Source organism: Streptomyces sp. NPDC034049, from assembly GCF_055575575.1.
Window position 1 is genome coordinate 70,900 of the sequence record NZ_JBVISJ010000008.1, and the last position, 26,738, is coordinate 97,637.

24 protein-coding genes are annotated in these 26,738 nt (G+C 72.1%); 7 read left to right on the forward strand and 17 right to left on the reverse strand.

Annotation, left to right across the window (positions count from 1 at the left end; translation table 11 throughout):
- Positions 1-136: 136 nt before the first annotated feature.
- From ACZ52C_RS23410 to ACZ52C_RS23465, 12 genes are all read right to left on the reverse strand, one after another.
- The gene (locus ACZ52C_RS23410) at positions 137-1,363 is read right to left on the reverse strand and encodes an MFS transporter (protein ID WP_469076563.1); all 1,227 of its coding nucleotides are present in this window, start codon (positions 1,361-1,363) and stop codon (positions 137-139) included.
- Positions 1,360-2,703, reverse strand: coding sequence for an amidohydrolase family protein (locus ACZ52C_RS23415; RefSeq protein ID WP_469076564.1), 1,344 nt, complete (start codon positions 2,701-2,703; stop codon positions 1,360-1,362). The genes ACZ52C_RS23410 and ACZ52C_RS23415 overlap by 4 nt, the downstream gene beginning before the upstream one ends.
- Complete coding sequence (locus ACZ52C_RS23420; RefSeq protein WP_469076565.1) at positions 2,700-3,953, reverse strand: ATP-grasp domain-containing protein; 1,254 nt, start codon at positions 3,951-3,953, stop codon at positions 2,700-2,702. Before ACZ52C_RS23420 ends, ACZ52C_RS23415 begins: the two co-directional genes overlap by 4 nt.
- Before the next feature lie 50 nt (positions 3,954-4,003).
- Positions 4,004-4,978 (reverse strand): transketolase family protein, encoded by a 975-nt coding sequence (locus tag ACZ52C_RS23425; protein ID WP_469076566.1) that lies wholly within the window; start codon positions 4,976-4,978, stop codon positions 4,004-4,006.
- Positions 4,975-5,916 (reverse strand): 1-deoxy-D-xylulose-5-phosphate synthase N-terminal domain-containing protein, encoded by a 942-nt coding sequence (locus ACZ52C_RS23430; protein WP_469076567.1) that lies wholly within the window; start codon positions 5,914-5,916, stop codon positions 4,975-4,977. The genes ACZ52C_RS23425 and ACZ52C_RS23430 overlap by 4 nt, the downstream gene beginning before the upstream one ends.
- The gene (locus tag ACZ52C_RS23435; protein ID WP_469076568.1) at positions 5,913-7,898 is read right to left on the reverse strand and encodes a M20/M25/M40 family metallo-hydrolase; all 1,986 of its coding nucleotides are present in this window, start codon (positions 7,896-7,898) and stop codon (positions 5,913-5,915) included. Before ACZ52C_RS23435 ends, ACZ52C_RS23430 begins: the two co-directional genes overlap by 4 nt.
- On the reverse strand, positions 7,895-8,968 hold the full coding sequence (gene argC, locus ACZ52C_RS23440) for an N-acetyl-gamma-glutamyl-phosphate reductase (protein ID WP_469076569.1): 1,074 nt from the start codon (positions 8,966-8,968) through the stop codon (positions 7,895-7,897). The genes ACZ52C_RS23435 and argC overlap by 4 nt, the downstream gene beginning before the upstream one ends.
- Positions 8,961-10,280 carry a DegT/DnrJ/EryC1/StrS family aminotransferase gene (locus ACZ52C_RS23445; RefSeq protein ID WP_469076570.1) on the reverse strand — a complete coding sequence of 440 codons (1,320 nt, stop codon included), beginning with the start codon at positions 10,278-10,280 and terminating at the stop codon, positions 8,961-8,963. Before ACZ52C_RS23445 ends, argC begins: the two co-directional genes overlap by 8 nt.
- Positions 10,277-10,948, reverse strand: a complete 672-nt coding sequence (locus ACZ52C_RS23450) for a DegT/DnrJ/EryC1/StrS family aminotransferase (RefSeq protein WP_469076571.1) — start codon at positions 10,946-10,948, stop codon at positions 10,277-10,279. Before ACZ52C_RS23450 ends, ACZ52C_RS23445 begins: the two co-directional genes overlap by 4 nt.
- Before the next feature lie 293 nt (positions 10,949-11,241).
- Positions 11,242-12,132: a RimK family alpha-L-glutamate ligase gene (locus tag ACZ52C_RS23455; protein WP_469076572.1), complete on the reverse strand. Its 891-nt coding sequence runs from the start codon at positions 12,130-12,132 to the stop codon at positions 11,242-11,244.
- Positions 12,129-12,320 (reverse strand): lysine biosynthesis protein LysW, encoded by a 192-nt coding sequence (locus ACZ52C_RS23460; protein ID WP_045557682.1) that lies wholly within the window; start codon positions 12,318-12,320, stop codon positions 12,129-12,131. The genes ACZ52C_RS23455 and ACZ52C_RS23460 overlap by 4 nt, the downstream gene beginning before the upstream one ends.
- A gap of 314 nt (positions 12,321-12,634) precedes the next feature.
- A complete protein-coding gene (locus tag ACZ52C_RS23465; protein ID WP_469076573.1) occupies positions 12,635-12,835 on the reverse strand; it encodes a hypothetical protein in 201 nt (66 codons plus the stop codon).
- Positions 12,836-12,921: 86 nt separating this feature from the next.
- Here ACZ52C_RS23465 and ACZ52C_RS23470 point away from each other — a divergent pair, with 86 nt between their 5' ends.
- A complete protein-coding gene (locus tag ACZ52C_RS23470) occupies positions 12,922-13,938 on the forward strand; it encodes a LuxR C-terminal-related transcriptional regulator (protein WP_469076574.1) in 1,017 nt (338 codons plus the stop codon).
- Between the two features lie 226 nt (positions 13,939-14,164).
- On the opposite strand, the gene ACZ52C_RS23475 is transcribed toward ACZ52C_RS23470, so the two are convergent.
- Positions 14,165-15,145, reverse strand: coding sequence for a serine hydrolase (locus ACZ52C_RS23475; protein WP_469076575.1), 981 nt, complete (start codon positions 15,143-15,145; stop codon positions 14,165-14,167).
- 202 nt (positions 15,146-15,347) lie between these two features.
- Here ACZ52C_RS23475 and ACZ52C_RS23480 point away from each other — a divergent pair, with 202 nt between their 5' ends.
- Together ACZ52C_RS23480 and ACZ52C_RS23485 are read left to right on the forward strand one after the other, a co-directional pair.
- On the forward strand, positions 15,348-15,719 hold the full coding sequence (locus tag ACZ52C_RS23480) for a type I-C CRISPR-associated protein Cas8c/Csd1 (RefSeq protein WP_469076576.1): 372 nt from the start codon (positions 15,348-15,350) through the stop codon (positions 15,717-15,719).
- Positions 15,720-15,742: 23 nt separating this feature from the next.
- Positions 15,743-16,108, forward strand: a complete 366-nt coding sequence (locus tag ACZ52C_RS23485; RefSeq protein ID WP_469076577.1) for a DUF4180 domain-containing protein — start codon at positions 15,743-15,745, stop codon at positions 16,106-16,108.
- A gap of 51 nt (positions 16,109-16,159) precedes the next feature.
- Here the strand turns inward: ACZ52C_RS23485 and ACZ52C_RS23490 are convergent, their stop codons facing one another.
- Positions 16,160-17,461, reverse strand: coding sequence for a phosphatase PAP2 family protein (locus ACZ52C_RS23490; RefSeq protein WP_469076578.1), 1,302 nt, complete (start codon positions 17,459-17,461; stop codon positions 16,160-16,162).
- A gap of 566 nt (positions 17,462-18,027) precedes the next feature.
- Between ACZ52C_RS23490 and ACZ52C_RS23495 the strand changes: the two genes are divergently transcribed.
- A complete protein-coding gene (locus ACZ52C_RS23495) occupies positions 18,028-18,834 on the forward strand; it encodes an endonuclease I family protein (protein ID WP_469076579.1) in 807 nt (268 codons plus the stop codon).
- 219 nt (positions 18,835-19,053) lie between these two features.
- Positions 19,054-20,538 (forward strand): FG-GAP-like repeat-containing protein, encoded by a 1,485-nt coding sequence (locus tag ACZ52C_RS23500; RefSeq protein ID WP_469076580.1) that lies wholly within the window; start codon positions 19,054-19,056, stop codon positions 20,536-20,538.
- 73 nt (positions 20,539-20,611) lie between these two features.
- Here the strand turns inward: ACZ52C_RS23500 and ACZ52C_RS23505 are convergent, their stop codons facing one another.
- Complete coding sequence (locus ACZ52C_RS23505; RefSeq protein ID WP_469076581.1) at positions 20,612-21,538, reverse strand: alpha/beta fold hydrolase; 927 nt, start codon at positions 21,536-21,538, stop codon at positions 20,612-20,614.
- Positions 21,539-21,624: 86 nt separating this feature from the next.
- Here ACZ52C_RS23505 and ACZ52C_RS23510 point away from each other — a divergent pair, with 86 nt between their 5' ends.
- Positions 21,625-22,239: a TetR/AcrR family transcriptional regulator gene (locus ACZ52C_RS23510; RefSeq protein WP_469076582.1), complete on the forward strand. Its 615-nt coding sequence runs from the start codon at positions 21,625-21,627 to the stop codon at positions 22,237-22,239.
- A 35-nt stretch (positions 22,240-22,274) separates the two neighbouring features.
- Here ACZ52C_RS23510 and ACZ52C_RS23515 read toward each other — a convergent pair whose 3' ends face one another.
- Both ACZ52C_RS23515 and speB read right to left on the reverse strand, forming a co-directional pair.
- Positions 22,275-23,960, reverse strand: coding sequence for a thiamine pyrophosphate-binding protein (locus ACZ52C_RS23515; RefSeq protein WP_469076583.1), 1,686 nt, complete (start codon positions 23,958-23,960; stop codon positions 22,275-22,277).
- A complete protein-coding gene (gene speB, locus ACZ52C_RS23520) occupies positions 23,957-24,958 on the reverse strand; it encodes an agmatinase (protein ID WP_469076584.1) in 1,002 nt (333 codons plus the stop codon). The genes ACZ52C_RS23515 and speB overlap by 4 nt, the downstream gene beginning before the upstream one ends.
- 144 nt (positions 24,959-25,102) lie before the next feature.
- Here speB and ACZ52C_RS23525 point away from each other — a divergent pair, with 144 nt between their 5' ends.
- A complete protein-coding gene (locus tag ACZ52C_RS23525) occupies positions 25,103-26,683 on the forward strand; it encodes a PucR family transcriptional regulator ligand-binding domain-containing protein (RefSeq protein ID WP_469076585.1) in 1,581 nt (526 codons plus the stop codon).
- Positions 26,684-26,738 lie beyond the last annotated feature (55 nt).

Here is a 26,738-nt window from a genome sequence, read left to right on the forward strand (position 1 = left end):
TTTCCAGGCCCGCGGCCCCGTGGTCTTCCAGGCCCGCAGGGGCCTGGGCCTTCAGGGGCGCGGGGAAGTGCGCGAGAAGCCCCACGCACCCGCACCCGCCGACGAAACAGGCACCCCCCGAGCTATGAGGCGGCCCCTACGCCGGTGCCTCCGCCCGCTCCTCCTCCGCCGTCTCCGGGGCGGCGGCCGCCGCCCCGTCGTCCCCGCTGAACAGGCACACCGCGGCGCACCCGGCGGCGATCAGCGCGGCGATGTACCAGTTCGCGCCGGGGACGTCCCAGCTCAGGGCCAGGTCGAAGAGGAGGCCGGCCAGCAGGGAGCCGATCATGTTGCCGGCGCTGCGGAAGAAGTGCATCGCCCCCATCGCCTTGGCGAGGCGGTCCGCCGGGACCTTGCGAGCGACCCAGATGTCGAAGGACGGGACGAAGAGGATCTCGCCCAGCACCACGGTGAGGCAGCCCACGACCACCCAGGGCGCGGTGCGGCCCGCGCCGAACGCCGTGAACGCCACCGTCATACCCGTGAGCCCCAGCGCCATCACCGCCCCGGGACGCAGGTGCTTGATCAGGAACTTGAACAGGGGGTACTGGAGGACGAGCACCGTCAGACCGGTGATCCAGAAGGGGGCCGACGGGGCCCATCCGGACGCGTACTCCTCCATGTGCAGCGGGATGCCGACCATGAAGCCGATGGAGAGGAACCAGAAGACGGCAGAGAGCAGGAAGTAGCGGGTGGCCCCGCGGACCTCGATGCCCTTGAAGACCGCCGTGCTCACCAGGGGCACCCGGTCCACCGGCTTGTCCACGGTCCCGAAGCCGTCCCTCGGGATGAACGCCGAGGACGCCAGGCAGAAGCCGATGAAGATGGCGAAGACGACGGAGAACAGGGTGCGCAGGTCGACGTCCGCGAGCAGTCCGCCGGCCAGCGCGCCGCCGAAGAGGCCCACCTGCGCCGACATCTGGAAGGTCGAGAAGGCCTTCGGGCGCTCGTCGTCGGGGTACGAGACCAGGATGTTCTTCAGGCCGGGGAAGGCCGTGCCGGAGCCGAGGCCGATGAAGAAGGCCAGGACGGAGTAGACGAGGACGCCGTCGCCGAAGCCCATCAGGAACAGGGCCACCGCCTCCGTCGCGGTGCCCGCGAACACCGCGCCCCGGATGCCGATCCGGGCCGCGACCCCCTCGTAGAAGAAGGTCGCGCCGAGGCGGCCCACGTAGGTCATGCACATCACGACCCCGGCCCAGAAGCCGCTGTCGGTGCCGCCGAGGGAGGCGACGAGTACGGGGAACCAGATGAAGTTCCCGATGTGGGCGAGGAAGATGCCGGCGTTCACGCCGATCAGCGCCCGCCTGCGTTCGATGGTCACGCGGCCGTTCCCTTCAGGTCGGTGGTGGCGATGCGGGCGCGGAGATCCGCGATCTCGCGGGCCAGCGCCGGGCGGTCGATCTCCGTGCCCCGGACGACCGTGCGGACGGGCAGGGCCGACAGCGGGCGGTCGGGGGCGGTGGGGTGGAGGAGGTTGTACGTGGCGGGGGCGCCGGCCCGCAGGGGGTGCGCGCCCGACGGGTCGCCGCTGAGTTCCTCGAAGTAGCGGCGGCCGCCGACCGTGGCCTGGTGGCGCAGCATCCCGTCCAGCGCGGTGTCGTCGCCGCGCAGCAGGTCCAGCTCGCTGAGCAGGGAGTAGCCGTGGTACGCGCCGGTGTTGCCGGAGTCGGTGCCGACCAGCAGGTCGCCCCGGCCGAGCGCCGCGAGGGCGTTGCGGCGCATGTCGGCGAGGGCGGCGGTGCGGGTCTCCTGGACGCCGTACTCGATGCCGTACGGCTTCTCGATGCCCTTGACGAAGTCGAGGTTGCGGATGTCCTGGGTCTCGGCGAAGCCCTCGCGGGAGTACTCGGCCAGGAACTCCTCACCGGTCATGATCATGGGGCGGAGGCCGGCGAGGGTGGAGACGAAGCGCGCCCCCTCGAACTCCTTGAAGTCGGCCGCGTCGAGGGTGCGGTCGCGCACGGTGTGGGCGAAGAGGCGGAAGCCGCACTCGTACGCCCAGCGGGTCTCCTGGAGGGTGTTGCAGTCGATGACCGCGGTGACACCGCGCTCCCGCGCCATGCGGGCGGTGAAACGCAGGACCCGCTCGGACAGGCGGGAGAAGCGGACCGGGCTGCCGGGCTGTTCGGTGCCGTCGGTGAACATCACCTTCAGGAAGGTGCCGCCGCGCTCGGCGTTGGCGCGCAGGGCGTGGTCGAGGTCGGACTCGACGGCCAGCATGTGGACCGGGGCCGGGAACTCGACGCCGTGGCCGGTGCGGCCCGCCGCGTCGGTCGTCGCCGTCACCGCGTAGCCGCAGTGGACGATCTCCGGGTAGGGCCACGGGGAGGCCTCGCGGCCGGCCGCCCAGGCGTCGGCGACCAGCGGGAAGCCGAACATGTCCACGACGTGGGTGACCCCGTGGTACAGGTACTGGAGGGCCACGATCCGGGGGTCCTCGACCGTGTCGTCCCAGTTCGCGGGGAGCGAGACATGGGCGTGGGTCTCGGTGTAGCCGGGCCACAGCTCGGGCTCGTCGCCCCGGCGGGGGCCGGTGGGGGTGAAGGCGGTGAAGAGGCCGTCCCTCGTCGTGACGTCGTAGCGCGCCTCGGGGTCGAGGGCCGGGACGGCCACCCCGTGCAGGGTGGCCACCCCCGTGCGGCCGTCCGCGGCCTCGCTCATCGGGCCACCTCGACCTTGAGGCGCAGTTCGATGGCGTCCAGGGCCTCCTCGTTGCGCTTGTTGACCTCGTCGCGGTCGGCGCCGGTGAAGATGATGTGGCCGATCCAGTCGAAGTTGCTCTTGGAGAGGCGGCTGACCTCGACGCCGGGCTTCTTGTAGGCGAGGGCACTGTGGAAGCCGGGCAGGTCCGTCAGGCCGTCGAAGCCGATGGACTCGACCGTGCCGGCGACCGGGGAGCCGAACCAGTGGCCGCCCGCGACGGTCTCGCCGGGGAAGGGCAGTTCGGGGCGCTCGCCGAGGGCCTGGCGGATGACCTCCAGATAGGCGTCGACGCCGGAGCTGATCTGCATCAGGCTCGGCACGATGCCGCCGATGAGCCGGCCGTTGACCTCGCAGAGCACCGGGCCGTCGGGGCCGAGCAGGAACTCGGTGTGGATGAAGCCGAAGTCGACGCCCAGTTCGTTCAGGACCTTGGTGGTCATCTCGAACAGCTCGTCCTGGAGCGGGTGTCCGGTGAAGTAGGTGGCGCCCATCTCGATGAAGTGCGGGAAGCCGCTCAGCGGGCGGTCGGTCAGGCCGAGGTTGACGATCTCGCCCTTGCCGAGCACGCACGACTCCACCGAGATCAGCTCACCGGTGACGAACTCCTCGATCAGGATGTCCGGGATGCGGACGACGCCGCGCCCGTAGTCGACGACCTCGGCCAGTTCGGCCAGATAGGCGGTCAGGTCGTCCTCGTCCTTCAGGTGCAGGACGTGCAGGCTGGCGGTGCCGTCGGACGGCTTCACCACGCAGGGGAAGCCGATCTCGCGGACGGCCGCCTCGACCTTCGCCGGGTCCGAGACGTGCGCGAAGCGCGGCTGCCGGATGCCCGTGCCGTCGAGGGTGAGGCGGGTGAGGTGCTTGTGGCGGGCGTTGCGGGCGCCGTCGACGCTCATGCCGGGCAGGCCGAGCGCCTCGGCGACGGCGGCGGTGTGGACGGTGTGGTACTCGCTGTACGTGGTGACGCCGTGCACCGGGCGCTCGGCGTGGACCTCGCGCGCCAGGGCGGTCAGCTCCTCGATGGAGAAGGCCTTCTCGCTCTTGACGACGTGGCAGTTGGGGTGCGCGTAGGCGGCCTCGGTGAGCGGGGAGACGGCGAGGTAGAAGTCGGGGTCGACCGAGACGAGGGTGACGTCGTGGCCGAGGTCGAGAGCGTTGGCGATACCGGCCATGCCGTTCGGGTTGCACTCGATCATGAGAATGTGCATGTCAGGACTCCTTGAAGAGGCTTGTGGGGGCGATCAGTTCGGGGGCGCGGTCAGCGGGCGGCGCGGTCCAGTGCGTCCAGTACGGCGGGCAGGTCCAGGCCCAGCGCGGCCATGACCTCCTCGTGGTCGCCGCCCTGGGAGGGCCAGCTCCGGTCCGCGCTCACGGACGTGACCTGGCAGGTCGGCAGCAGCAGCGCGAGCGCCTCCGCGACGCCGCCCTGGCCCCGGTGCTCCTCGACGACCACGAACCGGGAGTGGTGGCGGGCGAGTTCGACGGCGGCGGACGTCAGGTGCTCGTGGTCCAGATAGGTGAGGTGCGCGTGCGAGGTGCCGGGCGCGGCCCGCCGGGCGGCGAGGGCGAGGCGGGTGCCCTCCTCACCGACCGAGACGAGGCAGCCGGCACCGGGGTCCCCCGCGCTGAACTCCCAGTTCACGAGCGGGAGTTCGGCGCCGCTCACCGGAAGGGACGCGTACTTCGCGTTGCGTCCCGTACGGATGTAGTGCGGGCGTCCGGAGCGGACCGCCTCCCGGACCACCGCGCGCATCTCGGCGTCGCCGTACGGCGCCGCGATGGTCACGCCCGGCACGCTGCGCAGGATCGCCAGGTCCTCCAGGCAGTGGTGGGTGGTCCCGAACCAGGCGCCGGAGACACCGGCGTAGGGCGCGACGACCGTGACACCTGCGGCCAGATAGCCGAGCGTCAGCTTCAGGCTCTCGGCGGCGCGCAGGGCGGCGAACGGGGCGAAGGTGCTGACGAACGGCTTGTGGCCGCCGGCCGCGAGCCCCGCCGCCATGTCGACCATCGCGCCCTCGGCGATCCCGAGGTTGAAGAAGCGCTCCGGGTGGGCGGCCTGGAAGGGGTGTCCCTTGCCGCCCAGGTCCGCCTCCAGGCAGACGATCGTGTCGTCGGAGGCGGCGAGCCGGGTCAGCTCGTCCCGGTAGGCGTCGCGGCCGGAGAGGGTCACCGGGCGCGGGTCGGTGTCGGGCGTCGGCCGCTCGGGCGCGGCGGTTGCCGTCGGGCTCATCGGATCGCTCGCTTCCACTTGGCGGCGCGCGCCTGGTCGATGGTCACGTAGTGGCAGGCGGCCTTGCCCTCGACGGCCCGGACGCCCTTGCCCTTGACGGTGTCGGCGACGACGGCGAGGGGGCGGCGGGCGGCCGTGCGGTCCTCGGCCAGCAGGGCGGTGAGGGCGCCCAGGTCGTGGCCGTCCACCTCGGTGACGTCGAACCCGAAGGCGGTGAACCGGTCGGCGAGCCGGGGCAGCGGGGAGATGTCGGTGACCATGCCGTCGTTCTGGCCGCCGTTGCGGTCGACGACGAGGACGAAGTTGCCGAGTTCCTGGGCCGCGGCGACCTGGCAGGTCTCCCAGACCAGGCCCTCCTGCAGCTCGCCGTCGCCGGCGACCGCGATGCCGAGCCCGTGCCGCCCCCGCAGCCGCTCCGAGAGCGCCCAGCCGGCGGCGTACGGGACGCCGTGGCCGAGGCTGCCGGTGGGGAAGCGGACGCCGGGCACCTTGGGGCCGGGGTGGCCGGTGTAGGGGTGGCCGGCGAGACCGTACAGCGGGGCCGGGTTCTCCGGCAGGGCCCCGCTGACGTGCAGGGCCGCGTAGAGCCCGGCGGCCGCGTGGCCCTTGCTGAGGACGACCTCGGTGCCGTCGCCGGCGGAGGCCCGGTGCAGGGCGGCGATCAGGATGTCGAGGACGGAGAGGCTGCCGCCGAGGTGGCAGCCACGCGGGCTCGCCGCCATGTCGACCACCAGCCGCCGGGCCTGGACGGCCCGTTCGGCGAGGGTGGCCACGAGGTCGGCCGGGTCCGTCTCGTCCGTCGGGGCGGCCGGGGCCGTCTCGTCCGTCGGGGCGGCCGGAGCCGTCTCGTCCGTCGGGGCGGCCGGGGCCGGACGGGTCACCGGCTCGGCCGGGTCGTCGTCCCCGGCCCGGAGCGCGTCGAGTACGGCCGTGGTCATCGCGGGCTCCCCTCGGGCAGGTCGGGCCGGGCGGGTGGGGCGGACAGGGCGAACCACCGCTGGACGGCGTCGGCCAGCAGGCTGCGGGCCGTGCGGTACTCCATGGGGTCGATGCGTTCCTCGTCGGTGTGGTCCAGGGAGGAGTCGCCGGGCCCGTACGCCACCATCGGGACGTCGTGCCAGGTGGTGGCCAGCGTGTTCATGTCGGACGTGCCCTTCTTCACCACGAAGCGGGGCCTGATCCCGGCCTGCGCGAAGGCCCGGGTGAAGACCTTCACCAGTGCGCCGGCGCGGCCCTGGGCGTGCCCCGGCGTGGCCCGCAGCACGTCGACCCGCACGTCGTCGGCGGCGTGGCCCAGCGCGGCGGCCGTGAGCGCCGCCACGTCCACCTTGGGCGGCACCCGGAAGTTGAGGATCCCGATGGCGGTGGAGCGCTCGCGCCCGCTCTCCACGCGGACGTCGATGACCGCGCTGAGCGCGTCCGGCGCCTCCGCGAGCACCGACTCCCGGATCCGGCCGAGGACGCCGATCAGGTGGTCCGGCGCGGACACGGCGTCCATCCCGGCGGAGTGGCCGCTGGCCACGGACGCCGTGATCCGGAGCTTGAACAGCCCGAAGTAGCCGAGGGTCAGGGTCCCCGAGCCGCTGGGTTCGCCGATGACGACGGCGTCGGCCGGGTACCGGTCGCGGACGTGGAAGGCGCCCTTGGAGGAGGAGATCTCCTCCTCGACCGCGCCGACCACGCGCAGCTGCGCGTCCTCGGGGATGTCCGCGTGGGCGAGCACCTCCAGGAAGTTCGCCAGGCTGCCCTTGGCGTCGACGCTGCCGCGCGCCCACAGTTCGCCGTCGCGCCACTCGGCCGGCCAGTGGTGCGGGACCGTGTCGAGGTGGCCGAGGAGCAGCAGCCGCCGGGGGCCGTCGCCGCGGGTGGCGACGAGGTTGCCGACCTCGTCCACGTGCGCGTCGATACCGCGCTCCCGGCACCACTCGGCCAGGTAGGCGGCGAGTTCGGCCTCGTCCCGCGACACCGACGGCACACAGGCGACCCGGGTGAGCAGCGCGAGGTCGGCCGCCGGTTCCTTGGTACGCCAGAACCGGGTCCAGCCGGACGGCACGGCCATCGTGTGCGGGCCGGTGATGGCGATGTCGGCGCCGCTGTCCCGCATGGCGATCTCGGCGGCCCGCACCTTCTGCCGCATCCTGCCGCCCGCGTACTTCGCTCCCTCGCCCGGATAGGCGTCGTACAGCGTGGAGTCGGGGACGGCCGGGTCGGTCAGCAGTCCGGCGGTGCCGGTGACCAGCCGCAGATGGTCGGCGCCGAGCGCGCCGGTCAGCACGGCGGCGAGCACGTCGGCGTCCACGTTCAGCGGGGCGCCGCCCGCCGGGTCGGCGACCGGCGGCGACAGACAGACGACGTCGTACGCCTCCAGCAGCGCGGTCAGGCCGTCGACGTCGACGTCCGTCGGCACACCGGCCCGGTGGTCGCGCACGACCAGGGTCCGGCCCTCGCCGGAGACCGCCTTCAGCGGCCGGTTGGCCCTGCCGCTCACCAGCCCGCCGCGCGCGGCGACGGAGGTGAACACGGTGAGCCCGAGCGCGCGCAGCTCCCGCTCCACAGCGGGCAGTGTCACCCGCTCGTAGGCGTCGACCAGGTGCGTCATCTCCTCCGGCGGGCAGTACCGCACCAGGTCCCCGTTGGCCAGCCGCAGGTGCGGCATCGGCCGGCCGATCGCCGCGTAGTGCCGCTCGATCCCGGTGGCCCCGCCGGCCACGAGCAGCACCCGGGCGCCCCGGGCCACCAGGTCGGCCAGCTCCTTGTGGAGGGTGCCGCGATCGAGGGTGGCGCTGCCGGCCTTGACGACATGGAGGGGGCGGGTGGACCGGAGGGCGGCGGGGGACGCGGCCCGCGCGTCGGGGGCGGTGGTCGGGACCGGGGCGGTTCGTGCTGTCGTCGTCACCGGTCGTTCCAGCTGGGTCGTCATGGGGACACCGCCGTGGTCGGCAGACCGGAGGTCTCGTCGAAACCGTGGATCAGGTTCATCGCCTGGACGGCCTGGCCCGCCGCGCCCTTGATCAGGTTGTCCAGGGCGGCGACGGCGACGACCTGGCCCCCCTGGACGGCGATGGCGACCTCGGCGACGTTGGAGCCGACGACCGCCTTCAGCATCGGGAAGTCCTGCGGGGCCTTCGGCGCGGGGCGGACCCGCACGAACGGCTTGCCGACGTACGCCTTGGCGTAGGCCCGCTTGACGTCCAACGAGGTGACGCCGTCGCGGAGTTCGGCGTACGCGGTGACGAGGATGCCCCGGGCCACGTCCAGGCTGTGGGTGGAGAACCGCAGGTCCACGGCCGCGCCGGTGAAGTCGGCGATGGCCTGCCGGACCTCGGGCGCGTGCCGGTGCCCGTACAGCTTGTGCACCCGGAAGTTGCCGGTGCGCTCGGCGGGGGGCTCGTTGCCGCCCCGGCCGCCGCCGGTCGAGCCGGTCTTGGCGTCGACGACGACCCGGTCGGTGGCGAGCGGCTCGGCGCCGGCGAAGAGCGGGTACAGCGCGTAGATCGTGGTGACGGCCATGCAGCCGGGCAGGTTCACGAACCGCCCCTCCGGCACGTCGCCGCTCAACTCCGGTACGTAGTAGGCGAAGTCCTCCAGCGGCGGGTGCTCGGCCGTCTTCGGGTAGTGCGCCCGCACCTCGTCCTCGGCCCGCAGCCGGAAGTCGCCGCCCAGGTTCAGCACCCGCTTGGCGTGCGCCGCGATCAGCGGCAGCCGCTCGGGCAGCGCCCCGGTGGGCAGACAGCCGAAGGCCACGTCGACGGGGTCGGTGTCCGCCAGCTCGGCCAGCGGCCGGAACTTCAGTCCGCCCGCCTTCGGATGGTTGCGCAGCCACGGGTGCACGCTGCCGATGGCGGCTCCGGCGGCCCGCTCGGCGGACAGGAAGGCCAGCTCGACGTGCGGGTGTTCGAGGAGCAGCCGGATGACCTCGCCCCCGGTGTAGCCGCTGGCCCCGACGACGGCGACACGGATCTTCTGGTTCGGGTTCCCGATGTCAGCCAAGGCGGGCCGCCTTCTCGTACGGCCGCACGTAGTCGCGCTCCTGGACCAGCTTGCGGATGGCGTCGGGGCGGCGGGCGACCTTGCGGAAGGCGTCGGCGTAGCGCAGGATCCGCTCGTACTCGACCGGGGAGCGCAGCTCCCGGCACAGGACGAGGGTGGAGTCGAGCATGCCGAGGGTGACGGGGAAGTCCTCGGGGCGGTGGTCGCGCACGGCGCCCGGGTTGAGGCTGAAGGGGTAGCCGTTGCCGAACCCGTCCCGGTGCTGGAAGGGCAGGTGGCACGGGATCGGCGTGTTCTGCCACTCCCGCGCCGGCACCCCCTCGGCGACCAGCAGCTCGTGCACGGCCTCCTTGACGGCGTGCACCGGCAGGTCGTCGAGGCCGACGGCCTCGGGGTGCAGGGTGAGCCGGTACATGTTGTACGCGTGGACGTGCCCGTCCGGCACGTGCGGCGGCGTGAACAGTCCCGTCTCGCGCAGGGCGTCCCCGAGCAGCGCCGCGTTGCGGGCGCGGATCTCGTCGTAGTACGGCAGCCGCTTGAGCTGGCTGCTGCCGAAGGCGGCGGCGACCCAGGACATGCCGTAGTCGATGCCGTGCTCGGCGAGATAGGAGACGGCCCGCTCGTACGCCTCCTCGGTCGCGAAGAAGGCGATACCGCCCTCCCCGCCCAGCGGGAAGTTCTTGTCGGCCATCAGGCTCTGCCCGGCCGCGTCCCCGAGCGATCCCGCGACCCGGTCGCCGATCTTCGCGGAGTGGGCATGGGAGGCGTCCTCGACGAGGGCGATGCCGTGCCGGTCGGCGAGGGCGCGCAGCGCGGGCACGTCGGCGGGCAGGCCGTGGACGTGTACGGGCATCAGGGCCCGGGTCCGCTCGGTGATCGCGGCAGCGGCGGCGGCCGGGTCCATGCAGTAGGTGACCGGGTCGATGTCGACGAAGACGGGGACGGCGTGGGCCGCGACGACCGCCTGCGCGGTGGCGATGAAGGTGAACGCCGGGACGATGACCTCGTCACCGGGCCGCACCCCGGCGCCGACCAGCGCCATGTGCAGGCTGGAGGTGCCACTGGCGGTGGGCAGCGCGAACCCGGCGCCCACGTACGCCCGGTAGGCCTCCGCGAAGTCGGCGACGACCTTCTCGGGCGCCTGCCGCTGGGCGAGCATCAGGTTGAACACGTCCTCCTTGGTGATGACCGGGAAGAGCGTGCGGCGGAGCGCCTTGGGGATGATCTCGGCGCCGCCCAGGGCGGCGAGTTCGGCGTCGAGGTCCGCGGGGTTCGGCAGCGGCAGCGGAGAGTTGGGAAAATCGGTGATCATGACTGGTTCGCTCCGGAGGTCGCGACGGGGCGGGTCTGGGCGCTCTGGGTCTGCGCGCTCTGGGTCTGGGCCGCTTGGGTCAGGGCCATCCGCACACAGGCGGCGACCAGCGGACTGAGCCGGTAGTTGAACTGCACGCCGGGGACGAGGTCGGCGTCGGCCTCCTCCTGCGTCCACATCGTGCGCAGGTCGTAGGCGCCGAAGATCTTCAGCCGCTCAGCGCGGGCCCAGAGCTTCGGGTCGTCCGTGAGCACGGCGGCGGCCGGGCCGAAGCCGAGGCCGGTCAGGTCGACGACCAGGGCCGGCGCGGTGGCCCCCGCGGCCAGCTCGCCGAGCCGGTCGGCGCCTGCCGGGTCCAGCGCGAGGTAGTCGTACGCGGCGGGCTCGTCGTACGAGGTCACGCGTACGCCGAGCCAGGCCAGGAACGCGGCGGTCTCGGCGTCCGGCTCCGCGAGGGCGACGCTGTCCCCGTGACCGATCCCCTGACCGGCCAGCGCGGCGTGTATCGCCCCCGTCCGGCTGTTGAGCAGCACGGCTTTGCTCCGCCGCGTCTTCTTCGTCAACAGCCGTTCCAGACCGGGCAGTTCCCGGTCGCTCTTCTCGATACTCATCACCACGCCCGAGGTCAGAACCCGGGTGAGCACGGTGGCGGTGTCGAACAGCTCCATAAGAGATGAACCTCTCTGATCCGATTGCGCGAAGTGCGCCTGGTGGCTCGGGGGGTGCGGTGCGTAGGCGAGTGCGGGTGGTTCGTGGTTGCTCGCGCAGTTCCCCGCGCCCCTGAAAAGCCGGGGCTGCGCCCCTGGCTTCTCAGGCCCGCAGGGGCCTGATGCTTTTAGGGGCGCGGGGAACTGCGCGAGAACTCCCACCGGACCCGCGGCCGACCACCGACCGCGGGGGTCGAAGGGGCGCAGCCCCTGGGATGGGACGGGTAGGGGCGGAGGGGGCGAGAAAAGGCGCCCTAGACGGCCGCGACGGCCCCGGCCGGCTCAGCCACCCGCTCAGCCACGTACGCCGCGTACAACCCCGCCACGTCCACCCCATGCTCCACGGACGACTTGGCGAACTCCGGATTCGCGTTGACCTCCAGAACCAGCAACTCCCCCGCCGCCCGGTCCTCCACCAGATCCACCCCGTAGAACCCGGGCCCCAGCACATCCACCACCTGCCGGCACAACGCGTCGATCTCGGCGGTCACCTCGACCCGCCGCACCCGCGCCCCCAGATGCGTGTTCGTCCGCCAGTCGTCCGACACCCGCTGGATCGCCACCACGGGCGTCCGCCCCACCACCACGACCCGCAGATCGTGGCCCGGCTTGTCGACGTACTCCTGGACGACCACGGGAAACAGCTTCCCGCCCGCGTCCGCGGACTCCCGCCCCCCGGCCCACGCCTCGACACACTCGGCATTGGCCATCCGGGTGACGCCCCGCCCCCACGAGCCGCTCACCGGCTTCACGACGGCCGGCATCCCCAACTCGTCGACGGCGGCCCGCACCTGGTCGTAGCTGAAGGCATGCCGGGTGACCGGATGCGGAATGCCGTGGCGGGCGAACAGCAGCGACTGCAGCCCCTTGTCGTTGCAGGCCTCGATGACGGAGGACCGGTTGAGGGTGGTCACCCCGGCGTACTCCAGCCGCCGGGAGACGCTGATCGCGTCCCGGTGGGACAGGTTGCGGATCACGGCGAGAGCGGGCGGGCCGCCGGTGCGGCCCGCCACCACCTCCGCCAGATCCTCCATCAGCAACGGCCGGGCCGTCAGTCCCTCGGCCCGCAACGCCCCGAGAAGCAGCTTCTCCTCGGGCCGCAGCATCGTCACCGAGAGCAGGACCTGATCGGCGGTGGTCGTCACTCGCCCCAGTCCTCTTCCACCTCGGGGGCGAGGTCGAGCCGTACGCCTGCGGCGGCGGACTTCTCGACCACCTCGTGCTCCTGGCCGCAGGCCGTGCACTCGGTGATCTCCCCCTTTTCCCAGTCCTCCTGGACCTCGAAATCGGTGTCGCACACCAAGCACTTCGGTGCGGCAATGGCGGTGGTCATTTCCTTGATACTCCCTCGTTCGTTCAATGTGAAACCGCATGCCGGAACCCGTGAACCGGCAGCCGGAATTCACCGGACATCGAATGGACCGCGAAGGGGACCTCGACCCGGTCGGACGGTTCTCCCGCCAACCGCTTTCTTTGCTGACTCACACAGCCACCGGCGCGCTTGACGATCCGTCAACAGCGCACCGGGGCCCCGACGCCGCGCGAACGCTGCGTGAGCGAAGGATGAGCACTGTGCGATCGCCACGCACGCTTTACGCGCGATTTGCGTGCGCTTTACGCGCGTTGACCGGGGCCGGTGACGTCGGCTCAGGGCCAGCCGGGGTCGCCGGGCGAGTTGGACGCCTGGGCGCTCGCGACCGTGGTGCGTTCAGCCGTGTCGGCGGCGACGGAAAGGGTCAGTACCGCGGCGGCGACAAACGCGAGCGCCCCGGCCATTCTGCGCATGTACTTCATTTCTCGTACCCCCCTGAAGAATTTCCGGACTCTCGGCTGTTCGCCGGTGTCCACACGAAGAGCATGCCGTGGCCGGCCGGTTGCCGGAAGCGATTGAAGGGGTCATGATCGTGCACTGCAGGATTCTGAAGGGGGATGGCATGTGCGGTGAGTCGGACATACCCGGGGGCGACGGCTCCCCCGCGGAGGTCTGCGGTGCGGGCATCGAGTTCTATCGCACGGCGCTGCTGGCGGGAAGGGCCCCGCGCGCGGACGCGCCGGGCTGTGTGAGCACGTTCGGGCTCGTGGCCCCGGCGGTGGACGACCCGGAGGCTCTGGTGCCGATACCGCCCTCGGTGGCGACGGCGGCGCTGACGCACCCGATGGAGCGGCTGATCCTGGAACAGCAGCAGGCCCTGGCCGCCGTACGGGCGTCGATGTCGCAGGCGCAGAGCGTCTACCGCACCGCCCGCCGCAAGGAGAGCGAGTCCTCCCAGCGTCTCACGCCCGCGCCGGCGATCACCGCCGCGCTGGACGAGGCGATCCGGGGCACACGCATCGAGTTGCTGACCGCGCACCCGGGCGGCAGGCGCCCCGAGGAGGTCCTGGTCAAGGCCCTGCCGCGGACCCTGGAGGCACACCGCAAGGGCGTCAAGCAGCGCACGCTCTACCAGCACACCGTCCGCGCCCACGGCCCCACCCTCGACTACATCAAGCAGGTCACCGACCTGGGCGTCGAAGTGCGCACGGTGGACGAGGTGTTCGACCGGATGATCATCTGCGACCGGTCCGTCGCGTTCATCCCCGACATGGGCAAGGACCACGGCACCCACGCCCTCAAGGTGACCGACCCGGGCGTCGTGCACTTCCTGGTCTCCGCCTTCGAGTACGCCTGGGAGCGGGCGAGGCCGGTCGTCTACGAGCACGACCAGCAACGCCCCCCGCTGCTGACCGACGAGACCCGGCTGCATGTGCTGCGCCTCATGGTCGACGGCTACACCGACGCCGCCATCGCCAGCCGGCTGGGCATCAGCCCCCGTACCGTCGCCAGCCACCTCAAGAAGGTCGGCGACCTGCTCGGCAGCAACAGCCGTGCGCAGCTCGCCTATCTCACGGCCAAGAGCGGACTGCTGGCGGACGGGGCGACGGCCGACTGCGGCTGCGACAGGCAGAGTTGACGGGCGGCGCCGGCCGGGTGTGGTTCAGGCGACCCGGACCCGCAGGGAGTAGAGGGCTTGGGGGCCGCAGGCCCCCGAAGGGCCCGCGGCCCTTTCGAGGCGAAAAGCACGGGGCGCAGCCCCTGCTTTTTCAGGGGCGCGGGGAACCGCGCGAGAAGCCCCACGCACCCGCACGCGCCGACGAACCCGACGCACCCGCACCCGCCGACGAACCCGCACCCCCGAGCTACTGGGCGCCCCCCGCCTCCGGAACCGGCACGGTCGCCTCCTGCGGCCGGTCGGTGGGCTCGTACCGCTGCACGCCCGCCGTGCCCGAGGAGGCCTTCGGGACGGGCACGAGGTCCTTGTGGATGGCCTTGGCGACGGCCTGGATGGTGTTCACGCCGTACTGCATGTCGGGGTTGCCGTGGGTGAGGACGGTGATCGTGTAGTCCCGTCCGCCGCCGTTGAACGTGCCGACGCTGTGCACCCGCCAGCCGTGCGTGGCACGCGACAGCCACCCGTTCTTGACGTGCACCTTCACGGTGGAGGGCGCTCCGGCCGGGGTGCCCCAGCGCTGCCCGGAGACGACCTTGTTCATCAGCTTCAGGACGTACGCGCGCGCGTTGTCGCTCAGGACGGTGTTCTTCGCGGTGAGCAGCGCGAGCAACCGCTGCTCGTCCCGGACGGTGATCTGGGTGAGGCCCCAGTAGTTGTTCGCGCCCGGCTTGGTCTGCGTCATCTTGGCGGCCGTGAGGAACGCCTGGATCTTCTTGACGCCGAGCTGCTTCCAGAGGGTGCTGGTGGAGGCGTTGTCCGACTTGGTGATCATGGCGGTGGCGAGCTTGGTCTCACGGTCCGTGAGATACCGGTTCGTCTTCTTGGCGTCGAACAGCAGCGCGGCGAGCACGGTCACCTTCACGACGCTGGCCGAGTCGAAGGCGGTGTCCCCGCGCAGCGTGCAGGTGGTGCCGGTGGCGCGCTCGTACAGGCCGACCGCCACCGTCCCCTTCCGCTTCGCCAACGCCGTCGTGATGTCCTTCTGCAGCTTCTCGGCCAGTCCGGCCTGCTTCGACGTACAGCTGACCTGCGGTGCGGCGACCGCGGCCGGCGCGAAGGCCGCGGCCGCCGACGTGAGGACCATCCCGGCCCCGATCCCCGCAGCGACCACACGCGTCCGTCTGGACGCCGGCGACACCCGGGATACCCCCGATATCCGGTGAGTCATCAAACCTGTCCCATCCCTCGAACGACTGGAACCCGCCTCTGACGGATTCACCACAGTCGACTCGTAGAGACGATCGATAGTTGTACATGAGTTCCCTTCGGCCGGCCCCCTTCGCCAGTTCCCTGCGCCAGTTCCCTTCGTCCCGGGAGGGGGTAGGGAGGACGCAGAAGCCCTCCGGGCCGACGGAGAAGGAGTCCGGGACTTGACCAACACACGGCCTTCCCCCGCGCATCTGTGCGGTCAGCTCTACGCGACGCTGCACACCCTGCGGGCCATCGGAAAACGCGACCGGCAGCTGGCGAACGACAGCTTCCTGGACCGAGCCAAGCGGCATCCCGGCCCGCAGTTGCGTGAGCACCTCAAGAAGGCGGGCGAGCACCTGCTCGCCGCGCGCACCCGGGGCCCCAAGCACGGGCAGGCAGCCGGCGAAGTGTTCCGCGCGATAGCGGACTTCGTCCCGCCGAGCGGCAGGTTCCCCGACTATCTGGACACGAAGTCACAAGCCGATTTCGCCTCCGGCTTCCACTCCCAGTTCGCCAAGTACGCGCTCACCCACGACGCCCTGTTCAGGTGACCGGCGGTCGGTAACCTCGCTCCATGACCACCACCCTGCAGACGATCCATGACGTGCCCGTGCTGGTGTGTGACGCCGACGGTGGGGTGATCGGGGGTGAGCGCGACGCCCTGGACCTCATCGGGGACGCCGGGTACCAGGGCGCCGCGTGGGTCGCCGTTCCCGTCGAGCGGTTCGACGAGCGGTTCTTCCAGCTGAGCACCCGCATCGCGGGCGACATCATCCAGAAGTTCGTGCAGTACCGCGTCGGCCTCGCCGTCGTCGGTGACATCTCCCGGCACACGGCGTCCAGTTCGTCGCTGCGCGACTTCGTCCGGGAGTGCAACCGCAACCGGCAGACGTGGTTCCTGAACGATGCCGACGAGCTGCGGGAGCGGCTCAGGGGCTGAGCCGACGCACTGCGGGAGCGGCCCAAGGACTGAGCCGCTCCCGCACCCGCCTCACACCAGCTCGGGGTGGCGTTCCGCCCGTCGCTCCGGCTGCGGCGGCGACGCGGCCCCCGGTGTCCAGCGTCGGTCGACGCGGACGTAGCCGTACACGACCGAGCCCATCATCAGCAGGAGAAGCGGCCCGTACACCCAGGGGTGCCGGGCCATTTCCATCGGAAGAAAGCGGTAGGTCAGCAGCAGCCCGGCGAACACCGTCGCGCCATGGAGGACCAGCGCGATCCCCGCCCGGTCCCAGCCCCGGTCGAACGTCCGCAACGCCGCCTCGATCGTGACCGTGAAGACGACACCGGCGATGAGATCCACGCCGTAGTGATAGCCGAATCCCAGCGTCGCGGTGAGTGTGGCGATCAGCCAGAACGTTCCCGCGAACCGCAGAGCGCGCGGGCCGCGACGGGAATGGATGAATATCGCCGTCGCCCATGCCGTGTGGAGGCTCGGCATGCAATTGCGGGGAGTGATCGCGTCGTACACCATCGGGTGCGGAGTGGTGAGCGACGGTGGCGTGTCGGGCCAGATATTGGCCAGCGCCCAGTGCTCGCCGCCCGTGCCGAACGCGCCCGTGCCGTAGGCGAAGACCGGACCGACGACGGGGAAGATCATGTAGATGCTCGGCCCGAGGAGGCCGATCATCAGGAACGTGCGCACCAGGTGGTGGCGCGGGAAGCGGCGTTCGGCCGCCACGTGCCGCAGTTGGTAGAGCGTCACGACGACCGCCGCCACCGCGAGCTGGATGTAGACCCAGTCGAGCAGATGCGTGCCGACGGGCCCGGTGGCCCTGACCATCCGGCCCACCAGCCACGAGGGGTTGCCCAGGGCGTGGTCGGCGGTCGCGAGGTAGGGGTCGAGCACCGTGGGCCGGGTCTTGGAGGTGATCAGCAGCCAGGCGTCGCCCGTCTTGCGGCCGGCCACCAGCAGCAGGCCGAGCCCGACGCCCTTCAGCAGGAGCACCCGTTCACGGCCGGTGCGCCGGGTGACGGCGATGACCGCGCAGCCCAGGATGACCCACAGCGCGCCGTTGCCGAACATCATTCTGGCGTCGACGAGCCATCGGACGAGAAAGAAGACGAGGTCGATCCCGACGGCGACGGCGGCCGCGACGGCCCGTTCCCGCCAGGTGAGCACCACCATCGTCAAGGCCATGCTGGCATAGAGCAAAGGCCCTGATTTGGGGGCGAATATCACCTCGCTCGCCTGGTTGGTGATCGGCCCCGGCAGCCCGTATCCGCGTGAGACGATCTCCAGCGCGAGAATGAATCCGACGGCCGCGACACTCACGCCGGCCCACAGAATCACCCTCGGTCGGCGCCACGTGGCGGACGCGAACGCGCTTCGTATTCGCGGGAGCGCCCGCGAGAGTATGGATATCAATTATCCGGCCGTCGTCTTCTTCGATCGGCCGGATCTCTTCTTGGTGAGCAACATGGCTTTCCGGTGTGGGTACGGACGGGCGGCCCAGCGGGCGCGGACGGACAGGCGGACGGACGGACGGCAGGGCGGACAGACGGACGGACGGGCCGCCGGTCCGGATCGCGCCGGGCGCGATCGCTGTAAGGAAGACGGCTCATCCCCCGTCGAGGTTGCTCTGCACCCGACAACTACGCAAGACCACCCACCGCCCCAGCACGCCCGAATCCCCACGTCAATGAGGGTCTCCCCTTGAATCGCGGCAGGCGAAGGGGAGTTGAAGCGCGAGGGTTGCGCCGTTGCCCGAATCGTCATCAGATCGCCTCCCAGCCGTAACACCTGGACTGACCCGTCCATGCCAATCTCTCGGTTACCCACACAGTCAACCCGCGTAGAACGAGACTCCCCGAAGCAACTCCTCGTCCTGCGCGGCCCTCTGGGAAGGGACACCCCTCATGCCCGCTGCGCGGATACGCAGTTGGAAGTCGGTCGCTCTCGCGACGTCGGCCGTGCTCGTCGGTATCGTCCTCCCGGCGGCCACCGCCACCCCCGCCTCGGCGACGACCACCGCCTACGACGCGACGTACTACAAGAACGCGGTCGGCAAGACCGGTACGGCCCTGAAGTCCTCCCTGCACACGATCATCAGCGCCAACGTCTCGAAGATCTCGTACTCCGCGGTCTGGGACGCGCTCAAGGTCACCGACCAGGACCCGAACAACAGCAGCAACGTGCTCCTGCTGTACAGCGGTGCCTCCCGCAGCAAGTCCCTCAACGGCGGTGACGTCGGCGACTGGAACCGGGAGCACACCTGGGCCAAGTCGCACGGCGACTTCGGCGAGGCGATCGGCCCCGGCACCGACCTGCACCACCTGCGTGCCTGCGACGTGACGATCAACAGCACCCGGGGCAACCTGGACTTCGACAACGGCGGCAGCACCGTCGCCAACGGCGGCGGCAGCACCGTCGACTCCGACTCCTTCGCGCCGCGCGCCGCGGACCGGGGTGACGTGGCCCGCATCATCCTCTACATGGCCGTGCGCTACGAGGGCGACGACGGCTGGCCCAACCTGGAGCCCAACGAGAAGGTCGGCAACGGCTCCAACCCCTACATGGGCAAGCTCTCCGTCCTGAAGGCCTGGAACGAGGCGGACCCGCCGAGCGCCTTCGAGGAGCGCCGCAACCAGGTCATCTACGACACCTACCAGCACAACCGCAACCCGTTCATCGACCACCCGGAGTGGGTCGAGGCGATCTGGTAGCCGCCCGCCGAGCACGGTGAACCCCCGGCCCCGTACAACCCCCACGTACGGGCCGGGGGTTCACCATTTGTCCCGCCGCAGCCGCCCGCCCTGACAGAGATCACCCAGTTACCGACCCATGACATTCGCACGTACAACCGATGAAGGCCCCGTCGAGTCGGACTACACGGACGCGGCTCCTCCGCCACGCCGGACCACACCGACCCGAAAGGCACGTGCATGTCACGAGCACGACACAGCATCCGCGCGACACGGCTGAGCGCCCCCCTGGCCGCGGTGGTCCTGCTGACCGGAGGGCTGACCGCCCTCTCGCTCGGCCCGGCCGCGGCCGCCCCCGCGAAGGTGGGCGTGGCGGACGACTTCAACGGCGACGGGTACGCCGACCTGGTCGTGGGCGCCCCGAACGCCACGATCTCGGGGAAGGCCAAGGCGGGCTACGTGACCGTCCTGTACGGCTCGAAGAGCGGCGTCTCGCCCACGAAGAAGAAGCTGATCAGCCGCTCGACGACCGGGGTCCCCGGCTCCGCCACCGCGAACCAGCGCTTCGGCTCGACGTTCACCAAGGGCGACCTGGACCGCGACGGCTACGGTGACCTGGTGATCGCGGGCGGTACGGCGGGCTCGGTGATCGTCTGGGGCTCGGCGTCCGGGCTGACCGGCGGCACGAGCATCGCCCCGTACGGGGCGGCCCCGCAGGCGGGCGACTTCGACGGCGACGGCAAGACCGACCTCGCGCTGTTCTCCGCGCAGTCTGTCAGCGGCGACGACCCCGAGGGCGCGCCGGCGGCCCTGTGGAAGGGCCCGATCTCCCGCGCGGGCAAGCCCGCCGCCGTCCTCCCCCTCCTCGACAAGTCGCTGTGGTGGGGCTGGTACGAGGACGACGCGTCCTGCGCGACCGGCGGCGGCTGCGAGAACGGTCCGTCCTCCATCACCGGCCCGGTGGTCTCCGGCCAGGTCGGCGACGTCAACGGCGACGGCCGGGACGACCTCGTCCAGTGGCACTACACGGGCGACGGCACCTGGGGCAACCGCCTTCTCCTGGGCGGCGCTTCGGGCTTCACCCGCGGCTTCGCACCCGGGGACGACACGAGCCGCGACCCGGCCGGCACCGGCATCGGCGACGTGAACGGTGACGGCTACGACGACGTGGTCGTGGGCGCGGAGGGCTGGTCCGACCAGGTCCGCGTGGCCTACGGCTCGCCCACCGGCACGTCCGAGGAGAACGTCCAGACCTTCGACCAGAACCTGCCCGGCTTCCCCGGCGCGCAGGAGGAGGGCGACCTCGTCGGCTCGGCGGTCTCGGTCGCCGACGTCACCGGCGACGGTTACGCCGACATCGCCCTCGGCATCGCCTACGAGGACGTCGACGGCATCGTGAACACCGGCTCGGTCGCCCTCGTCCCCGGCACCGCATCCGGTGTCACGGGCGCCGGCACCAAGGTCTTCCACCAGAACACCGCCGGGGTCCCCGGCGTCGCCGAGGCGGAGGACAAGTTCGGCACCACCACGGCCCTGCTGGACCTCGACGGCAACGGTCACGCCGACCTCGCCGTGGGCGCGCCCGCCGAGAACAGCGACAACGGCGCCGTCTGGGTCCTGCCCGGCACCGCCACCGGCCCGACCACCACCTCGGCCCTGGCCTTCGGCCCCGGGGACGTGGCGGGACCGGCCACGGACGCGATGTTCGGCGCGGCCCTGCGCTGACACCGGTCGCGGCGCGCGTGCCCGGCGGTACGGGGACGCGCGCCGCATCACCGCTGCGTCGGCGAGCGGCCGGTCAGGCCGTGTGCCGAAGGATCTCCTCCGCCAGGCGGGCGTCCAGCGCGGACGGCAGGGTGTGTCCCAGCCCCTCGATCATGACCAGTTCGGCCCCCGGAACGGCGGCGGCGGTCGCCTCCGCGTGGGCCGGGGGGAACATCGGGTCCTCGGTGCCGTGCAGGACGAGCGTCGGCGCGGTGACGGAGGCCAGGGCCGCCGTGTCGTCCCCGCCGGCCGCCCCGGCGAGGGTGTGGTGGAACCCGGCCGCCAGATCACGCGCCCGCTCGAACACCCGGCGCTCCATGGCCCGGTACTCCTCCTCGTCGAACGGCAGCACCTGGCCGTGCAGCACCCGCCACAGCGGCAGCCGCAGGGCGAGGTGCGCTTCGGGGCCCGCCTCCGGATCGGGAAGGGAGGCAGCGAGCGCGGCCAGCAACTCGGGTCTGGGCGGCGGCAGTTCACCGGGCGCCGGAGGTTCCCCCGCCATGGCCCGGGTCACCGCCGCCGCCATGTCCGTACCGAGCGGCTGGGACGACAGGCTCGTCAGGGTCAGCACCCGTTCCGGATCGGTGACGGCGATCCGCTGGGCGATGATCCCGCCCAGCGAGGCCCCCACGAGATGCGCCTTCCGCACGCCGAACGCGTCCAGCACGGCGAGCGCGTCCGAGGCCAGGTCGGCGACGGTGTACGGCCGCACGGCGAAGTCGACGACGGAGGACCGGCCGGTGTCGCGGTGGTCGTACCGGATCACCCGCCGCCCTCCGTCCACGAGCCGCCGCACGATCCCGTCGTTCCACTGCACGCCCTGCGCCTGCGCGCCCATGACCAGCAGCACGACCGGATGCTCCGGCTCCCCGAACTCCTCGGCCCACAGCTCGATGCCGTCCACGGGGACGATCCGCTCGCGGCCGACCAGGACGTCGTGCGTCTCTTTATTTTCCTGCATGGTCGTTCAAGATAATGACAAGGGACGGATCGCGCACGCTCTTTTCGAAGTGGACGCCCCGCCCCCGGGCCCGGCACCCTGATCACATGGCCGGAGTCAAGGGGCAGGTGCAGAAGCGGGGCGTGGAACGCCGTCGCGCGATGGTGGACGCGGCGATCACGCTCTTCTCCCGGCAGGGCGTACGGGGCACGGGCGTCGCCGCGATCGCCGAACAGGCCGGCGTCACCCCGTCCGCGCTCATCCACCACTTCGGCAGCAAGGACGGCCTGGTCCAGGCGGTCCTGGAGGAGGCCGACCGCCGCGCCCTGGCCCGCCTGTCGGCCACCCCGGCCGCGGAGCCGACCCTCGCCGAGGCCTTCGACTGGTTCGTCCGGGACGCCGAGCACACGGCCGCCGCCGAACGCGAACTGACCGCCCTGCACACGACCTTGACGGCCGAGAACCTGATGCCCGGCACCGCCCTGCACACCTGGTTCCGCGACCGGGGCCGCGCCCTCCGCGCCCACCTGACGGCCCTCTTCACCCGCGCGACCTCGGACGGCTCGGCCCACCCGGACGTACCCCCGGAGACACTGGCCACCGAGGTGGCCGCCTTCCTGGAAGGGGCCCACCTCCTCTGGCTCCTGGACCCCGACGAGGTGGACCTATCGGCCGTACACCGCGGCTACTTCGAGGGGTTGACGGCCCGCCTGCGCCCCTGACCCGATCCCCGAAACCGCCGCTCGCGCGATGTGCGTCAGACGTGCGTCGGCGCGAACATCCGTAGCACCGCCGGGAGGACGACCACCGAAGGGCCGGGTGCGGCAAGGGACTTGGTGAGGTCGACCGTGAGGGTCTCGGGGGTCGTGCGGGTGGCCGGGACGCCGAAGGACTCGGCCAGGGCCACGTAGTCCGGTCGGGTCAGTTCCGTGCCGGTCGTCTCGCCGAACGCGTCCGTCATGTACTCGCGCAGGACGCCGTACCCGCCGTCGTCGACGATCAGCCAGGTGACGTTCAGGTCGTACTGCCGGGCCGTGGCCAGTTCCGCGATCGAGTACAGCGCGCCGCCGTCGCCGGAGACGGCCACCACCGGCTGGGTCGGGTCGGCCGCCGCCGCGCCGAGGGCCGCCGGGAACGCGTAGCCGAGGCCGCCGGAACCCTGCGCGGAGTGCATGGTGTTGGGGCCCTTGGGGTCGAACGCCGACCAGGCCCAGTAGGACAGGATCGTCATGTCCCAGAAGGAGGGGGCGCGGGACGGCAGGGCCTGCCGGATGGACGTCAACAGGCCCTGTTCCAGGGTGAGTTCCTGGGAGTCGATGCGCGTGCGGACACGGTCGAGCACCTCACGGACCCGGTCGGGGGCTGACACGTCCTCCCGTGCGCCCTCGACCGTCTCCAGCAGGGCCTGGAGCGCGAGGCGCGCGTCCGCGTGGATGCCCAGCGCGGGGTGGTTGGACTCCAGCTTCCCGAGGTCCGCCTCGATCTGGATCACCCGGCCCCGGGGCCTGAACGTGTGGTAGTTCGAGGACAGTTCACCGAGGCCCGAGCCGACGACCAGCAGGACGTCCGCGTCCTCCAGGAAGTCCGTCGTGTGCCGGTCCTCCAGCCAGGACCGCAGCGACAGCGGATGCGTCCACGGGAAGGCCCCCTTCCCCCCGTACGTCGTCACGACCGGCGCCGACAGCCGCTCCGCCAGCGTCCGCAGCTTGCCGGAGGCGTCCGCCCGTACCACCCCGCCGCCCGCGATGATCGCCGGACGGGACGCCGTCGACAGCAGATGGGCGGCCAGCGCGGTCAGTTCGGGGCGCGGCGGCAGCTCCTCGGGGAAGGCGTCGCCGCCCGTCACCACCGGGATCTGTGTCCCGGCGAGCAGCACATCCTGCGGGATCTCCACCCACACCGGGCCGTGCGGGGCGGTCAGCGCCGACTTCCAGGCCGCCTCGATCGCGGACGGGATCTGGGACTGGGTGCGGACGGTATGCACGGACTTCACCACACCCCGGAACGAGGCCGCCTGGTCCGGCAGTTCGTGGAGGTAGCCGTGGCGCCCGCCGCCCAGGCCCGCGGTCGGGATCTGACTGCTGATGGCGAGGACCGGGGCCGAGGCCGCCGCCGCCTCCTGGAGCGCGGCCAGTGACGTCAGCGCGCCGGGCCCGGTGGAGAGCAGCAGCGGCGCCGCCTCCCCCGTGATCCGGCCGTACGCGTCCGCCGCGAACCCCGCGTTGTTCTCCACCCGCAGGCCGATGTACCGCAGGTCGGAGCGGCGCAGCGCGTCGAACACGCCGAGCGCGTGCTGGCCGGGCAGTCCGAAGACCGTCGTCGCGCCGAGCCCCGCCAGCGTCTCCACGACCAGGTCCCCGCCGATGCGGCCGGGGGGAGGGTTCAACGCGGCCTCCGTCTGGGCGGCCGTCGGGCGGAGCACCAGGTCGTGGTCGTGGGTCACTGGCCCTCGTTCTCCTTACGCGCCTCGGCGATCTGGCGGGACATGATCGTGGTGAGTTCGTACGCCGTGTGCGAGGCGGCCACCGCGGTGATCTCGGCGTGATCGTACGCGGGCGCCACCTCGACGACGTCGGCGGAGACCAGGTTGCAGGAGGCGAGGCCGCGCAGGATCTCCAGCAGCTCACGGGAGGTCATGCCGCCGGCCTCGGGCGTCCCGGTGCCGGGCGCGTGGGCCGGGTCGAGGCAGTCGATGTCGATGGAGATGTACAGGGGGCGGCCCCCTATCCGCTGGCGCAGCTGGTCGGCGATCTCGTCGACGCCGCGCCGCATCACGTCCGCCGACGTGACGATCCCGAAGCCCATCTTCTCGTCGTCGGTGAGGTCCTGCTTGCCGTACAGCGGCCCGCGCGTGCCCACGTGGGAGAGGGCGGACGTGTCCAGGATCCCCTCCTCGACCGCCCGCCGGAACGGGGTGCCGTGCGTGTACTCGGCGCCGAAGTACGTGTCCCAGGTATCGAGGTGCGCGTCGAAGTGGAGCAGCGCGACCGGGCCGTGCTTCTTGGCGACCGACCGCAGCAGCGGGAGCGCGATGGTGTGGTCGCCGCCGAGGGTCATCAGCCGGGCCCCGGTGCCGAGCAGCTCGTCCGCCGCCGCCTCGACCGTCTCCACCGCCTCGTTGATGTCGAACGGGTTGGCGGCGATGTCACCGGCGTCCGCGACCTGGGCGAGGGCGAACGGGGAGGCGTCCTGGGCCGGGTTGTAGGGGCGCAGCAGCCGGGACGCCTCGCGGATCGCGTTGCCGCCGAAGCGTGCGCCCGGCCGGTAGGAGACGCCCGAGTCGAACGGCACCCCCACGACCGCGACGTCCGCCCGGCCCACCTCGTCCAGGCGCGGCAGCCGGGCGTAGGTCGCGGGCCCGGCGTAGCGCGGGATCCGGGAGGAGTCGACGGGGCCGCGGGGCTGGTCGACGGGGCCGCGGGGCGTCTCGTTGCCGCTCATGATGCTGTGCCTTCTTTCCTGCGGGGTGCCGGGTGACCGGAGACCGACCGGAGACGGTGACGGGCATCGACCCTAGGTCGCCGCCCAGCGACTGCGAAGTGTACGTTTCCTCCATTCAAGCGGGACGGAATGGAGGAAGTGCACATGGCGTCGGACCCGACCGCACCCCCCGCCCCGGCCGTCCCGCCCACCCCGCCCGTGCCCCTGTCGGCGCTGCTGGCCCACGGCGACCTGGGTCTGCGGCAGATCACCGGTCCGGTGGACGCGGGGACGGAGATCCACTCGGCGCACGCCTCGGAGATGCCGGACCCGTACCCGTACCTGCTCGGCGGCGAGCTGCTGCTGACGGCCGGCGTCCACGTCCCGGCAGCGGCCGACGCGGGCACCTCCGTCGACGACCACTTCGACGCGTACGTCGCGCGCATCGTCGCGGCGGGCGGCGCGGCCCTCGGTTTCGGCGTCGCCCCCGTCCACGACAGCGTCCCCAGGGCCCTGGTCGCCGCCTGCGACGCCCACGGCCTGCCCCTGATCGAGGTCCCGCCCGGCACCACCTTCTCCGGCGTCGCCCGCGCGGTCTGGCAGCTGATGGCCCGGGCCAGGCACGCGGAACTCCGCCGGGTCACCGAGGCCCAGCAGAGCCTGGCGGCGGCCGCGTCCCGCCCGGACCCGGTCCGCGCGGTCCTGCGGCAGCTGGCCCGGCGCGTCTCCGGCCGGGCGGTGCTGTACGGCCCGGACGGCACGGAACTGGCAGCGACGGGGCGCGAGTACGGCGACCCGGTCGCCCAAGGCCTGGCAGCACTCACCACCGTGGTCCGCCCCCACCCCACCAGGGGCGCGGGGAACGGCGCGACCAGCCACAACGCACCCCAACCCCCCGCCCCCTCCGCGCGCACCTCTCCCCCCACCTCCGCCACCGATACGGTCGACGGCACCCACCTCGCCGCCTACGCCCTGGGCGCCTCCCACGGCTTCACCCTCGGCGTGGCCATCCCCCACCGCACCCCCGGCGACCACACCATCGCCTCGGTCGCCGCCGTCCTGCTCTCCCTCCTCACCGGTGAACGCCAGAGCGGCACCGGCGCGGCCCGCACCTCGGCGCTGGTCCGGCTCCTGCTCGGCGCCGAGCCGGAGGAGGTCGCTCCCCTGCTGGACCCGGGCACCCACTGGCTCGTCGTCCACGCCCGCCCCGCCGAGGGCGCCCCCCGGCCGGAGGCCCTCGCCGCGGCGGCCCTCGGCGCGGCCCTGGGCTCCGCGCTGGCCGACGTCCACGGCGACGTCGTCCGCGTCCTCGTCCCCGCCGGCCGGGAGATCCGCGAGCAGCCGGGCTGGACGTGCGGGGTGAGCGCCCCCGCCGAGCCGCACGCGTGGCCCACCGCCGACGTACAGGCCGCCCGTGCGCTGGCCCGCGCCCGGGCCACCCGGACGGCACTGGTCCGGCACGGGCTCCCGACGACGCTGGCCCAGCTCGTGCCGACGGAGGACGCGACCGCCCACGCCGAGGCCCTGCTGGCCCCGCTCACCGCCGCGCCCGGCGCCGCCGCCCTCGTCGAGACGCTGCGCACCTGGCTCTCCCTGCACGGCAGTTGGGACCGCACGGCCGTCGCCCTGGCCGTCCACCGCAACACGGTCCGCCAACGCGTCGCCCGCTGCGCCACCTTGCTGGACACCGACCTCGACGACCCGGACGTCCGCATGGAGCTGTGGTTCGCGCTACGACAAGGCTGACCGGCGAACCTCTTGGGGCGCCCTCCCAGCCCCTCCCGCGGGACCTAGCCTTGGC

Bases quoted from the DNA above. Each gene is read 5' to 3' on its own strand.
- ACZ52C_RS23415 (WP_469076564.1), bottom strand. From the start codon at position 2,703: ATGAGCGAGGCCGCGGACGGCCGCACGGGGGTGGCCACCCTGCACGGG.
- ACZ52C_RS23420 (WP_469076565.1), bottom strand. From the start codon at position 3,953: ATGCACATTCTCATGATCGAGTGCAACCCGAACGGCATGGCCGGTATC.
- ACZ52C_RS23425 (WP_469076566.1), bottom strand. From the start codon at position 4,978: ATGAGCCCGACGGCAACCGCCGCGCCCGAGCGGCCGACGCCCGACACC.
- ACZ52C_RS23430 (WP_469076567.1), bottom strand. From the start codon at position 5,916: ATGACCACGGCCGTACTCGACGCGCTCCGGGCCGGGGACGACGACCCG.
- ACZ52C_RS23435 (WP_469076568.1), bottom strand. From the start codon at position 7,898: ATGACGACCCAGCTGGAACGACCGGTGACGACGACAGCACGAACCGCC.
- ACZ52C_RS23445 (WP_469076570.1), bottom strand. From the start codon at position 10,280: ATGATCACCGATTTTCCCAACTCTCCGCTGCCGCTGCCGAACCCCGCG.
- ACZ52C_RS23450 (WP_469076571.1), bottom strand. From the start codon at position 10,948: ATGGAGCTGTTCGACACCGCCACCGTGCTCACCCGGGTTCTGACCTCG.
- ACZ52C_RS23460 (WP_045557682.1), bottom strand. From the start codon at position 12,320: ATGACCACCGCCATTGCCGCACCGAAGTGCTTGGTGTGCGACACCGAT.
- ACZ52C_RS23470 (WP_469076574.1), top strand. From the start codon at position 12,922: ATGTGCGGTGAGTCGGACATACCCGGGGGCGACGGCTCCCCCGCGGAG.
- ACZ52C_RS23475 (WP_469076575.1), bottom strand. From the start codon at position 15,145: ATGACTCACCGGATATCGGGGGTATCCCGGGTGTCGCCGGCGTCCAGA.
- ACZ52C_RS23485 (WP_469076577.1), top strand. From the start codon at position 15,743: ATGACCACCACCCTGCAGACGATCCATGACGTGCCCGTGCTGGTGTGT.
- ACZ52C_RS23495 (WP_469076579.1), top strand. From the start codon at position 18,028: ATGCCCGCTGCGCGGATACGCAGTTGGAAGTCGGTCGCTCTCGCGACG.
- ACZ52C_RS23500 (WP_469076580.1), top strand. From the start codon at position 19,054: ATGTCACGAGCACGACACAGCATCCGCGCGACACGGCTGAGCGCCCCC.
- ACZ52C_RS23505 (WP_469076581.1), bottom strand. From the start codon at position 21,538: ATGCAGGAAAATAAAGAGACGCACGACGTCCTGGTCGGCCGCGAGCGG.
- ACZ52C_RS23510 (WP_469076582.1), top strand. From the start codon at position 21,625: ATGGCCGGAGTCAAGGGGCAGGTGCAGAAGCGGGGCGTGGAACGCCGT.
- speB (WP_469076584.1), bottom strand. From the start codon at position 24,958: ATGAGCGGCAACGAGACGCCCCGCGGCCCCGTCGACCAGCCCCGCGGC.
- ACZ52C_RS23525 (WP_469076585.1), top strand. From the start codon at position 25,103: ATGGCGTCGGACCCGACCGCACCCCCCGCCCCGGCCGTCCCGCCCACC.